The sequence below is a fragment of the Arthrobacter sp. Ld5 genome, assembly GCF_051172775.1.
Classification (GTDB): Bacteria; Actinomycetota; Actinomycetes; order Actinomycetales; family Micrococcaceae; genus Arthrobacter_D.
Map to the genome: position 1 here is coordinate 48,975 of NZ_JBPKBO010000024.1, position 12,140 is coordinate 61,114.

Sequence of the window (12,140 nt, forward strand, 5' to 3'; positions counted from 1 at the left end):
GTCCGTCCCTGAACCGCCCTGCGGGGCGGCCGGGCAGGCGGCGCTACAGGGCGTCGAGCATGGTCTGCATGAGGTTGATCTCGGCCTGCTGGCCGGACTGGATCTTCGTGGACAGCGTGCGCACCTGCTCCGTCTCCGCGAGCTCGGCGCCCGCTGCGGCCATGTCCACGCCTGCTTCGTGATGGGTGATCATGAGCTGCAGGTACAGGCGCTCGGCGTCCTCCCCGCGCGCGGCGCGCAGTTCGTCGAGCTGCGCCTCGGTCGCCATGCCCGGCATGAGTCCGTCCGGGGTGAGCATGGAGCCGGCCTCGGCCCCCGACCCCATGTCCATCCCGCCATGGTCTCCCGCGTCCGCCATCCACTCCATGCGCGGCTGGGGGTCGCTCTGCGGCAGCCCCCACTCCTCGAGCCAGGCGTACATCTGCCCCGCCTGCTGCTGCTGGGTCAGCGCGATGTCGTAGGCGATGGAGCGGAGGGTCTCGTCCTCGACGTTGTCCCGCACGATCATGGACATCTCCACGGCCTGGTTGTGGTGCACCTGCATGTCCCGGGCGAACCCCGCATCAGCGCTGTCGGCGTCCGGATAGGAGGGCCCGGCCGAGACGCGGCCCGCGGTGAAGGCAAGACCGAACAGTGCGACGACGGCGATCCCGGCGAGGACCAGGAGAACTCGCTTCTGCCAGCCCGGCAGCGAGAGGGTCATGGATGTCCTTGGGTCGAATAGTGTTCCGGTCAGCCACCGTAGGGCATCCTGCTGGGCGTTTCCTCCACGCAGGAATAACGGTGGGACTTGGCCGCTTATACCCCCCAAGGGTATCGTGAACCGTATGCGAGGAGCCACTTCATGACCAGCGGGACGAACGCGGAGAACACCGCGCAGCACGGCTACACGGCCGACAAGGACGCCTACCTCAAACGGCTGCGGCGCGTGGAGGGCCAGGTGCGCGGTATCGCGCGGATGGTCGAGGAGGACAAGTACTGCATCGACATCCTCACGCAGGTCGCGGCCGTCAACAAGGCGCTGCACGCCGTCTCGATGGGACTGCTCGAGGAGCACATCGCGCACTGCGTGGTCGGCGCCGCCCAGGATTCCCAACTCTCCGGCAACAACGATGCCGTGCAGGAGAAGGTCCAGGAGGCCGCGGCCGCCATCGGCCGCCTCCTGCGCTAGACCGATCAACCACCCACCGAGGAGAACATGATGACCACCACCACCGTCAACATCACCGGCATGACCTGCGGCCACTGCGTCAGCGCCGTGACGAGCGAGCTGTCCGGACTGCCCGGCGTCGAGACCGTCGACGTCGAACTCGTCAACGGTGGCACCTCCACCGCCACCATCTCCTCCTCCACACCGCTGGATGCCGCCTCGATCGACGACGCCGTCGCCGAGGCCGGCTACACCGTGGTGCCCGCCGGGTCCTGACATGGTCACGCGGGAGGCCCCCGCCCGGGGCACCGAGCAGGAGCATCGCGTCGTCGAGCTCTCCATCCAGGGCATGACCTGCGCATCGTGCGTCGGGCGGGTCGAGCGGAAGCTCGGCAAGCTCGACGGCGTCGAGGCGAGCGTCAACCTGCCACTGGAGAGCGCCGTGGTCCGGGTGCCCGCGACCGTCAGCGACCAGGACCTGATCGACACGGTGGTGGCCACGGGCTACGGCGCTCACGTGGTCCACCCCGAGCACCCGGAGGGGGACGCGCACGATCACGCGCCCTCGCGCCTCGGCGCCCGCCTGGTCGTCGCCGCCGTCCTGTCCGTCCCGGTACTGCTGATCTCCATGGTCCCCGGGCTGCAGTTCGCGAACTGGGGCTGGGTGGTCTTCGCGCTGTCCCTGCCGGTGGTGACGTGGTCCGCGTGGCCGTTCCACCGCGCGGCCGCCATCAATGCACGGCACTTCTCCTCCACCATGGACACGCTCGTCTCCATCGGCGTCACCGCGGCGTTCCTGTTCTCGGCCGGGCAGCTCTTCGCCGACCCGGCCCTGACGCAGCACGCGGGCATGGCTGGCATGGACATGACCGAGCACTCCCTCTACTTCGAGGTGGCCGCCGTCGTCGTCACCTTCCTGCTGCTCGGGCGCTTCCTCGAAGCGTCCGCCAAGCAGCGCGCCGGCAACGCCCTGAAATCGCTCCTGAGCCTCGGTGCGAAGGAGGCGCGCGTGCTGCGCTCGGTGGACGGCGAGCGGACCGAGGTCATGCTGCCCGCGGACGCGCTGATCCCCGGGGACGCGTTCGTCGTCCGGCCGGGGGAGAAGATCGCAACCGACGGCACGGTCACCGAGGGGCACAGCGCGGTGGACACCGCCCTGCTCACGGGCGAGAGCATCCCCGTCGAGGTGGGCCCCGGCGACAGCGTGACGGGTGCAACGATCAACACCTCGGGCCGGCTCGTGGTGCAGGCGACGCGTGTGGGCTCCGATACCGTGCTCTCCCAGATGGGGCGGCTCGTCAGCCAGGCGCAGAGCGGGAAGGCGCGCATCGCGCGGCTCGCGGACCGCATCAGCGCGGTCTTCGTCCCCGTGGTCCTGGGGATCGCGGTCCTGACGTTCGTGCTGTGGATGGTCCTGACCGGCGACCTCGACGCGGCCTTCACGGCGTCCGTGACCGTGCTGGTGATCGCCTGCCCGTGCGCGCTCGGCCTCGCCACTCCGACCGCGCTCCTGACCGGCACCGGCCGCGGCGCCCAGCTGGGCATCCTCATCCGGGGCCCGCAGGTCCTCGAGGACACCCGCACCGTGGACACCATCGTGCTGGACAAGACCGGCACCGTCACCACGGGCACCATGGCGGTGGACGACGTCGTCGTGCTCGGCGCGGTGCCGGCGCAGGACCTCCTGCGCGTCGCCGGAGCCGTGGAGTCCGCGAGCGAGCACCCCATTGCACAGGCCATCGCGCAGCACGCCACGGTCGGCGGCCGGCTGCCCGGGGCACAGGCCTTCTCGAGCGCGCCCGGAGGCGGCGTGCGCGGCGAGGTCGACGACGTCGTCGTCACCGTGGGGCGCGCCGGGTGGCTGGAACATCATGGGATCCGGCCGTCCGAGGACCAGCGGTCCACGTTCACGGCCACGGAGGACGCCGGGCGGACGGCGGTCTGGGTGGCGATCGGGGACGACGTCGTCGGCCTCATCACGCTCTCCGACACCGTCAAGGACGGCTCGGCGGCCGCGATCGCCCGGCTGCGCGAACTCGGTCTGCGGCCCGTCCTGCTCACCGGGGACAACCGGGTCGTCGCCCTGCAGGTGGCCGCCGCGGTGGGGATCGACGCGGCCGACGTCCGCGCGGGGGTCTCCCCCGAGGGCAAGGTGGACGCCGTGCGGGAACTGCAGGCCGGCGGGGCCACCGTCGCCATGGCGGGTGACGGCGTCAACGACGCCGCGGCGCTCGCGCAGGCGGACCTCGGCATCGCCATGGGGTCGGGCACGGATGTCGCCATCGAGGCAGCGGACCTCACGGTGATGGGCAACAGCCTGGAGCAGGTGGCGCAGGCCATCGAACTCTCCCGCCGCACGCTCCGCACCATCAAGGGGAACCTGTTCTGGGCCTTCTTCTACAACGCCGTCGGCATCCCCGTCGCAGCGCTCGGCCTGCTCAACCCGATGCTGGCGGGGGCGGCCATGGCCGCGAGTTCCGTGCTCGTCGTCGCGAACTCGCTGCGGCTGCGGCGTTTCGGACGGTAGCCGTCCGGCCGCGGTGCAGCGCGTGACTGCGCGTCACGGTGCCGCGGCCGCAGGGGTCTCGGCGGCGGAGCGCGCGTAGGACGCCGACACCCGGCGGTAGACCGGCGTGAGGAAGGCGAGCAGGGCGGCGGCGATGAGGATGATCCCTGCCACCAGGAACACGAGTGCGATGCCGCGGGAGGTCCCCTCGCCCAGGAGGGGGGCCAGACGGGAGGCGCCCTCCGCGGAGCGTGCGTACGGGATGATCCAGTACTGAGCGATCGGCGCGATGAGGAACGCGGTGACCGGCGCCGCCGCGGACTCGAACGCCATGGCGAAGCCGAACACGCGTCCCTGCCGGGGCAGGGGGACCACCCGCTGGATGACGGTCTGCTCCGCGGCTTCGACGAACGGCACCAGCACCAGGTAGAGCCAGATGCCGAGGACGTACAGCCATCCCCATTCCCGGAGCGTGAACACCGCACCGATCACCCCCATCACGACCACCGCGACCAGCATCGTGCGCAGCGGGTTGGACCCGAGGCCGAACTTGCCGATCAGCGGGCCGCCCAGGATGAACCCGGTGGCACCGAGGGCGAAGTAGGTCCCCCACAGCTCCACGGTGAACAGTTCGAGGCCGTAGGGGTCCATCAGCGCCATGTAGACGCCGCCCACGAAGTTGTTGAACGTGGAGAAGATGATGAGCGCGAACAGCCCCGAGATCGCGAGGACCGCGGCGACGGAGCCGCGCAGGTCGAACCCGCCCTGCGCGTCCGACGCCGCCGCGCGCACCTCCTCGGGCATGTGCAGCGCGAGCAGGTGGGCGAAGGCGAGCGCCGTCAGGGCCAGGGCGACGACGATGGTCCAGCCCATGCCGACCAGCCCGATCGACAGCCCGGAGAGCACCGAGGTGATGATGAACATGAGGCCCTGCACCATGCCGACCAGCCCGTTGGCGTTGGCCCTCCGGTTTGGCTCGATGAGGATGGTCACGGTCGTGGAGAGCGCGATGTTGCGCAGGTTCTCCACGACCGCACCGATCAGGATGATCAGGGTGAAGACCCAGAACCACGGTTGCTGCAGGTCGAGGAGGTCGGCCGCGGGCGTCACCAGGAACACGCCGCCGGCCAGCGCGTACATCACCAGGGTGACACCGCCCGCGAAGCGCATGACGGAGAGCTTGCGGTAGCGGTCCACGAACGTGCCGAAGCTGATGCTGGAGAGGGCGATCAGCAGCATGTACGCACCGCCGATCACGCCGGTGGCGATCACGTTGCGCGTCTCCAGGTACGCCCAGAACGTCAGGGCGAACCAGAGGTAACTCGTGGTGATGTTCGCGAGCCCGGTGTTCACCAGGATGCCGAGGAAGGTGCGGTTCCGCTCGGCCGGACTGCGGAGGGGCGTGGCCCGCGGCGGGCGCGCGGTCACGTCGTCGCGGGGTGCCGCGCCGTCCTGGGAGGTCGCAGCGGCCCCTTCCGGGGCCGGATCCTGCCCGGTCATGCGGCCCAGTGTACTGACGGGCGGCGACGGCCTGAAGGGTGCGGACCCACCGTGCACACGGCGCGGCGGCCCAGACCCGGTGCGGCGTTCCCACGGATCTGCCCGCCCGCCGCGGCGGCCCGCACCTGCCCGGTCAGCCGCCGCGGTGCACGTCGACGTGCACGTGGTCGAGGTGCCGGAGGATCTCGTTGGCGGGCGCGGGGGCGTCGTAGTTGCCCCACTGGGCCCGGGAACTGTGGTCGCTCCAGAACCGGTCGTCGAAAATGACGTACTGGATGTGGAGGTCCTCGGCGTGGGCGACGAGCCAGTGGGCCACCTGCCACCCGGCGCGCCGGTTCTCCTCGGTCACGGGGCGGAAGAACACGTCGATCGCCCGGCCGTCGTAGTGCGTGGACTCCGCCCCGTGCCCCTGCCCGACGCCGCCCGGGGCGAACCCGCCCAGGCTCTGCTCCCCGAACACCCCGGCCAGCGCGTCGCGGACCTCCTGGGCGCGGGGTGTGAGGCCGGTGGCCGTCAGCTCCTGCACCGGGAGGTCGGCAGCCCCCGAGCCGCGGCAGGCCAGGACGGGACCGGCGTCGTCGGCCGGCCCCTCCGCGAGCCGCTGCAGGGCCGCCGCGTCGATCCCGGCGGTGTCCGGGGCCGGCACCCCGCGCGCCGTGAGTGCCACCGCCGTCGTCGCCCGCTGCGCCTCGTCCCGGGTGAGCCCCACCTGCCCCTCCGACGTCGTCACCGTGCACTCCGCTCCCCCGAGCACCGGGCCGCCTGCGGCCCGCAGGCCGCTCAGCAGGCCGGGGATCACGAGGGCGAGCGTGGCCGCGAGCACGACGAGGAGGAGAAGACCCGGGAGCAGCCGGCGCGTCCTGCCCCGGCGTCCCCGGCCCTGTCCTGTTGTGCTGTCCACGTCGTGCGCGTCCTCCCGTTGTCCGGCAGCAGCCGGAAGAGCCGGCGCCACGAAAGGTTCAACCGACGACGGCGGGGCGGGAGTTCCCGGACCACCTATGGGCGCGGCAGCGGCTCGACGGGGTTGGGCTGGTCGAGCGCGGCCTCGAGCCCGCCTCCGGGCGCCGACCGCACCTCGTCCACCCGGACGCACACCACGCCGACGACGATCAGCAGCCCGCCGACCAGCTGCACGGGCCGGGGCAGCTCACCGAGGATGAGCCAGGCCGCGAGCACCGCGAACATCACCTCGGTGAGGGCCACGAAACTCGCCACCTTGGAGCCGAGGCGCTGCGCCGCGAGGATGCCCGTCACGTAGGCGGCGACTGTCGCGACGAGGACGAGGACGGCCACGGGGACCACCCAGCTGTAGGTGCCCCCGGCCAGCCGGACGTCGGAGAACACGAACCGGAACGGCATGATGTTCGTCAGTCCCAGCACCAGGATGGTGCCGGCCGCCACCACCATGCCGCCGCCGGCCATGACGATCGGCGGCAGGGTCTCGTCCACCCGCGCGGACATCAGGAAGAACACCATGAGGCAGACGGCGGCGGCGAGACCGAACAGCACGCCGGCGGGGTCCAGCCGGGCATCGCCCGCCAGGTCGAGCACCAGCAGGAGCCCGAGGATCGCCGTTCCGGACCCGATGATCGTCAGCGCGTGCGGGGCCTTCCGCGAGCGCAGCCAGAGGAATCCGACGAGCAGCACGGGGGCGAGGTACTCGAGCAGCAGCGACACCCCGACGGACATGCGCTGCACGGCGTTGAAGTAGAAGAGCTGGCAGAGCGCGATCGCCGTCGTCCCGTAGATCACGATCGTCAGCGCGTTGCCGCGCAGGGTGGACCAGCGCCCGCGCAGGGCGATCAGCGCGGGGACGAGCAGCACGACGGCGGCACCTCCGATCCGCAGCCCGACGGCGGCGCCGGGGCTCCAGCCGATCTCGAGCAGGGACTTCGCGAACGGGCCCGAGACGCCGAATGTCGCGGCGGAGACGAGCGCTATCCAGAGGCCGGCGGCGGGACGCAGGGACACGACCTCTCCCTTCGGTTCGATGCTTGGTGTCAGGGGTGACGAGTGGTTATGGTCGTGACACTAGACCGGCGCGATGTCAGGAGTCAACATGTCTTTCACCTATGACACGGAGGTGGCGCTCGCCTCCGCCGCAGCCCTGATCAACACCGCGAAGGATGACCTCGACCCCCTGGCCACGCCCGAGGGGCTCGACCGGTTCCTCGAGGAGCAGCGGTTCAGCGGATCCCGCACCCACACCGACGCCGAGTTGAGGGCGGTGCGCGCGCTGCGTGCCGAACTCGAGGTCATCTGGTTCGCCGAGGAGGAGGACGCCGTCGGACTCGTCAACGGGATCCTCCGCCGGGCGAACGCGCTCCCCCAGCTGGTCCGACACGACGAGTGGGACTGGCACCTCCACGCCACCGCGCCGGAGGCCCCGCTCGAGGAGCGGATGGCGACGGAGGCGGCCATGGCCCTCGCCGACGTCATCCGTGGGCACGAGCTGGACCGGCTGCGCTCCTGCGCGGCCGAGGACTGCGACGGAGTGGTGCTCGATCTCACCCGGAACCGCTCGAAGCGCTTCTGCGACACCGGCAACTGCGCGAACCGCACGCACGTGAAGGCGTACCGTGCGCGGAAGGCCAGCACCGCCTGACCGGCGGCCCCGCGGCGGTCACGCCCTGCCGTCGATGCCGCCGATGTCCTCCACGCCGTCATCGGGGAAGCCGTCCTCCGAATACCCGCCGTCGGCGAACCCCGGGCCCGATGGGGCCTGCTGGGCGGCCGCGTACGACGCCGCACCCGGCCCCCACCCGAACGACGCCGCACGTGACACCGGGACGTCCACGGCCGGCTCCGGGCCGCCGCTGCCGAGCAGGCTCCGGGTCAGCGACGCGTCGTCGGCCATCAGCCCGTCCACGGCGGCGAGCAGGTGGACGTCCGCCACGGGCTCGCCCTGCAGCGCGGCGGCGAGGACGGTCCGGCGCACCAGCTCCCGCGTGAAGGACGCCGTGGTGCCGGCGGTGCTGCCCGCGGCGGATCCGATGGCCTCCGCACCGAACGGCAGGTGCCGCGCGTACAGCCGCAGCAGTTCGGCGCGCTCGTGCTCGGCCGGCAGGGGCACCTCGACGGCCAGGTCGACACGCCCGGGACGCTGCGCGAGCGCGCGCTCCAGCATGTCCACGCGATTGGTGGTCAGGACGAACGTGACATCGGCGTCGTCGTCGAGCCCGTCCATGGCGTCGAGCACCTCGAACAGCAGGGGCTGCGGCCCGTGACCGAAACTGCGGTCCTCGGCGATGAGGTCGCAGTCCTCGAGGACGACGATCGACGGCTGCAGGGCGCGGGCCGTCCGGGCCGCCTCGGCGATGTGGGCGAGGGTGCCGCCGGACAGGATGATCGCCGTGGTGCCCTCGCTCGCGCTCAGCAGGTACCGGACCGTGTGGGTCTTGCCGGTGCCGGCGGGACCGTACAGCAGGATGCCGCGTTTGAGGTGCTGGCCGGCCGCGACGAGCGACTCGCGGTGCGACGCGATACCGAGCGCGTGCTCACTGACGCGCTCGAGCAGGCCGTCCGGGAGGATGACGTCGGCAGCCGCCAGGGTGGGGCGTCGGTGGAAGGTGATCCCGGCGGCGCTCGGCCCGAAGTCCTCGGTGGTCAGCGACAGGACCTGACCCTTCATCACGCTCTCGCGCTGCATCCGCCGTCGGAACTCGGCCAGCAGGCCGGTGACGGCGTCGGAGTCCGCGCACAGGACCTCCAGGGAGGCCACCTGCCGGCCGTACCGGGGCTCGGCCCTGCGCTGCAGAAGAGCGACGGGGACGCCCTCGCGGTGGAACAGGCGGAGACCGAGCGCGATCGCCTGCCGCTGCTCGTCCGGGCCGACGGGCAGGTTCGCGTAGTCGGGCTGGGACAGCGGGAAGTTGGGGTACAGCTCCGACTGCTGGATCATGTCGCCGAGGGACATGTGGTGCCGCTGGTCACCGCCGCCGATCCCCACGCACCGTCCCTGCCGGGTCAGCGCCGAGAGGATGATGTCAGCGTCCACGAAACGGTGTGCCGGGACCTCCTCGACCACCACCGGGAGGCTGCCCGGGTCCGCGTCGAGGTGCGCTGCGAGGGTCTCGACGAGCTCCCTCCCGCGGGCGTGGTGCGGCTGCGCTTCCTGCGCGAGGCGCACCATCGTGCCGAAGTCCCTGATGAATGCCCGCGCATCGTCGCCCATGGGGGCAGGCTAACAGCGCCGTCAAGCAGGGGCGGCAGGCGTTCCGGTCAGGAATCCTGCGTGGGCAGGCGCTCCCCGTACCGGGGCCGGTCGTCGCTGCCGGAAGCGGAGGGACCCTGCGCCGCCGGGTCCTTCGCGGACGGACCCTTGGGGTCCGGCCGCGCGGAGGACCGGTTGACCCCGGAGCCCTGACTGAGGTGCTCGGCATTCGGGGTCTCCGCCATCATGAGCATCGCGCAGATCACGAGGGAGACGATGAAGGCGATGCCGGCCGCCGTCAGGCCCAGGCCCATCCGCAGCTCGTTGGATCCGCCGCCCGTGGCGAAGATCGCCGTGGCGACCCCGGCCACCACGGCCAGGGCAGCCGAGAAGACGAGGGGCGCCTTGATGCCGTAGCGGAACCGTCCCTGGGTGGGTTTCCCCGGCTGGCGCTTGGCCACGGGCACTCCTTCCGGTGATGCGAATCTTCTACGAAGCGTAGAGCCCCTAGCTTACGGGGTCCGGCGCGCCCTGGGTTCCGGAGCGCCGGGGTGCGCTGAGCGCTGAATCGTGCCGGTAGCTCAGGGCCGCGATGCCCAGCACGACGGCGGTGAGCAGCGCCCCGCCACCGGTGACACCGAGCAGAGCGTGTGCGCCGAGCGGCTCGACGAACGGCAGGATGCCGCCCGTGCCGAGGCCGACGGCGCCGACGACCACGAGGTCCCGCGCCGCGACGTGCCCGCGCCCGGCGAGCCCCCGGACCAGCTCGGCCGCTCCCGCGACGACGAGCGCGACGGCACCGGCGATCGCGAAGCCCGCGTCGGTGCGGAGGGCGAGGCTGACCACGCCGGCCCCGAGGAGTGCTGCGGCGCCGATCGCCGCAGGCACTCCGAACCGCTTCCCCCAGTGCGCCATACGGTGCGTCCAGAGATACACGGCGCCGAGCACCAGGAAGTACGACCCGCCGATGATGCACATCGAGAGGGTGGAGGGCTCGAGCCAGAAGATCGTCATCAGGCCGAAGACGCCGCTGACCACGGCGCGCGCCAGGAACGGCTTCCACACCGTGAACTCGGCGGGGTCGGGCCTGACGGCCGGGGCGGGCGATGCGGCAGCCATCGGGGGCCTCTCTGGAGGATTGCGGGGCCGGGCGGTCTCCGGCGTGTCCCAAGTTTAGTCCTGCACCGCCTCCCGGTCGGCACCGCCGGAGGATCCCGTACCAGCTTTCGCAGGGTTAAACACGGCAGATCTTGATGGGGGTTGCCGGGCATACCCACTGCTCGGACGCACATACTTGGACGACCCCCGACGCCGTCCTCGGATCCGTCCGCGGGCTTCAGCCGGACTACACCGACGGGCCTCGTGCACGAACGTGGGAGTCCCTCCGGTCGTCAAGCAGCCGGCCCCGGAGGGATTTCGGCACGAAGGACTCAGCGGTCGTCCGATGCCGGAGCGTCCGGCGGTATGACGAGGAGCTCCGCGATACGCCGCCGGTCGATGCTCGTGACCTGGAGCGTGACGCCGTCGACCTCCACGATGTCCCCCTCCGCCGCGAGCCGGCCGAGGCGGTCGAGGACGAAACCGGCGACCGTGTCCCATGTCCCGCGCGGCAGGTCGATGCCGGTGGCCTCGGCGAAGTCCTGCAGGTTCAGCCTGCCGTCGACGACGCCTCCGCCCTCCGCCAGTTTGAGGGGCGCCGCGTCGGTGTCGTACTCGTCGAAGATCTCCCCGACGACCTCCTCGACGAGGTCCTCCAGGGTGACGATCCCGTCCGTGCCGCCGTACTCGTCGATCACGACCGCGATGTGGGTGTTCCGCGCACGGAGCTTCGTGAGGGTCGGCAGGACCCGGGCGGTCGCGGGCAGGTAGGGGATCGGGCGGAGGACCTGCTCCAGGGGTGCGTCCGGATCCTGGGACGCGGCGTCGTACAGGTCGCGGACATGCACGAATCCGGTGATGTCGTCGATGGACTGATCCACGACCGGGTAGCGGGAGAACGGTAGCCCCTCGATGTGCGCGATGGCCTCAGCGACGGACTGGCCGCTGTTGACGGCCACCACCTCCGGCCGGGGGCGCATCACCTCGCTGATCTGCCGGTCACGGAGCGAGAGCACGTCGTCGAGGATGCGGCGCTCGTCCTCGGGCAGTCCCTCGTGGGTGGTCACGATGTCGCGGAGTTCCTCCTCCGTCATCTCCTCGCTCCGCTGGTTCGGGTCCCCGCCGAGGAGCCGGACCACCGCGTTCGTGGACACGGACAGCAGCCAGATCACCGGCCGCATGAGGTGCGCGAAACCGTTCAGGACCGGTGCCACCGCATACGCGAACTGGGCATTGCGCTGGATCGCGAGCCGCTTCGGTGCCAGCTCGCCGAGCACGAGCGACAGGTAGGCGACCACCAGTGTGAGCAGGATCGTGGCGACCGTCAGTGCGGCCGATGCGCTCAAGCCGAGCGAGACCAGCAGCGGCGCGACGGACGGGGCGATGGACGCGGCTCCGTAGGCGGCCGAGGCGAACCCGGCGACCGTCACCCCGATCTGCACCGCGGACAGGAACCTGTTCGGGTTGCGGGCGAGTGCGGCGACCTTCTCGCCCCGCCTGCCCCGCTGCGCTATCGCGTTGACCTGGCTGTCGCGCAGCGTCACCAAGGCCATCTCTGTCGCGGCGAACACGCCACCGATGAGGACGAACACCACCACCAGCGCGATGTTGACCAGCAGCTCTCCGCTCATCGAACGCTTCCGGACGTGCCCGGCAGCCGCCGGGCGCCGGGTCTATCGCAGTCGGACGAGGTCTCGGAAGAGCGAGTCATGAGTCCACTCTAGGAAAGAAGA

General features: G+C 71.4%; 12 protein-coding genes. 4 read left to right on the forward strand and 8 right to left on the reverse strand.

The window, feature by feature from the left end; translation table 11 throughout:
• Window positions 1–43: 43 nt before the first annotated feature.
• A complete protein-coding gene (locus ACSGDB_RS13155) occupies window positions 44–703 on the reverse strand; it encodes a DUF305 domain-containing protein (protein ID WP_434995280.1) in 660 nt (219 codons plus the stop codon).
• A 141-nt stretch (window positions 704–844) separates the two neighbouring features.
• Here ACSGDB_RS13155 and ACSGDB_RS13160 point away from each other — a divergent pair, with 141 nt between their 5' ends.
• Genes ACSGDB_RS13160 through ACSGDB_RS13170 form a run of 3 tightly spaced genes read left to right on the forward strand, consistent with a single transcriptional unit; the run spans window position 845 to window position 3,677 of the window.
• A complete protein-coding gene (locus tag ACSGDB_RS13160) occupies window positions 845–1,171 on the forward strand; it encodes a metal-sensitive transcriptional regulator (RefSeq protein WP_434995281.1) in 327 nt (108 codons plus the stop codon).
• Window positions 1,172–1,201: 30 nt separating this feature from the next.
• The gene (locus tag ACSGDB_RS13165) at window positions 1,202–1,426 is read left to right on the forward strand and encodes a heavy-metal-associated domain-containing protein (protein ID WP_434995283.1); all 225 of its coding nucleotides are present in this window, start codon (window positions 1,202–1,204) and stop codon (window positions 1,424–1,426) included.
• A gap of 1 nt (window position 1,427) precedes the next feature.
• Complete coding sequence (locus ACSGDB_RS13170; protein ID WP_434995284.1) at window positions 1,428–3,677, forward strand: heavy metal translocating P-type ATPase; 2,250 nt, start codon at window positions 1,428–1,430, stop codon at window positions 3,675–3,677.
• A 33-nt stretch (window positions 3,678–3,710) separates the two neighbouring features.
• On the opposite strand, the gene ACSGDB_RS13175 is transcribed toward ACSGDB_RS13170, so the two are convergent.
• The 3 genes from ACSGDB_RS13175 to ACSGDB_RS13185 all read right to left on the reverse strand — a co-directional run bounded on the left by ACSGDB_RS13175 (window position 3,711) and on the right by ACSGDB_RS13185 (window position 7,127).
• Window positions 3,711–5,156, reverse strand: a complete 1,446-nt coding sequence (locus ACSGDB_RS13175) for an MFS transporter (protein ID WP_434995286.1) — start codon at window positions 5,154–5,156, stop codon at window positions 3,711–3,713.
• 133 nt (window positions 5,157–5,289) lie between these two features.
• Window positions 5,290–6,057, reverse strand: a complete 768-nt coding sequence (locus ACSGDB_RS13180; RefSeq protein ID WP_434995287.1) for a hypothetical protein — start codon at window positions 6,055–6,057, stop codon at window positions 5,290–5,292.
• A 95-nt stretch (window positions 6,058–6,152) separates the two neighbouring features.
• Window positions 6,153–7,127: an EamA family transporter gene (locus ACSGDB_RS13185; protein ID WP_434995289.1), complete on the reverse strand. Its 975-nt coding sequence runs from the start codon at window positions 7,125–7,127 to the stop codon at window positions 6,153–6,155.
• A gap of 88 nt (window positions 7,128–7,215) precedes the next feature.
• Between ACSGDB_RS13185 and ACSGDB_RS13190 the strand changes: the two genes are divergently transcribed.
• Window positions 7,216–7,761, forward strand: coding sequence for a CGNR zinc finger domain-containing protein (locus ACSGDB_RS13190; RefSeq protein ID WP_434995290.1), 546 nt, complete (start codon window positions 7,216–7,218; stop codon window positions 7,759–7,761).
• An 18-nt stretch (window positions 7,762–7,779) separates the two neighbouring features.
• On the opposite strand, the gene ACSGDB_RS13195 is transcribed toward ACSGDB_RS13190, so the two are convergent.
• From ACSGDB_RS13195 to ACSGDB_RS13210, 4 genes are all read right to left on the reverse strand, one after another.
• Complete coding sequence (locus tag ACSGDB_RS13195) at window positions 7,780–9,330, reverse strand: AAA family ATPase (protein ID WP_434995293.1); 1,551 nt, start codon at window positions 9,328–9,330, stop codon at window positions 7,780–7,782.
• A gap of 47 nt (window positions 9,331–9,377) precedes the next feature.
• On the reverse strand, window positions 9,378–9,770 hold the full coding sequence (locus tag ACSGDB_RS13200; protein WP_434995294.1) for a hypothetical protein: 393 nt from the start codon (window positions 9,768–9,770) through the stop codon (window positions 9,378–9,380).
• 46 nt (window positions 9,771–9,816) lie between these two features.
• A complete protein-coding gene (locus tag ACSGDB_RS13205; RefSeq protein ID WP_434995295.1) occupies window positions 9,817–10,428 on the reverse strand; it encodes a hypothetical protein in 612 nt (203 codons plus the stop codon).
• A gap of 311 nt (window positions 10,429–10,739) precedes the next feature.
• Window positions 10,740–12,038: a hemolysin family protein gene (locus ACSGDB_RS13210; protein WP_434995296.1), complete on the reverse strand. Its 1,299-nt coding sequence runs from the start codon at window positions 12,036–12,038 to the stop codon at window positions 10,740–10,742.
• Window positions 12,039–12,140 lie beyond the last annotated feature (102 nt).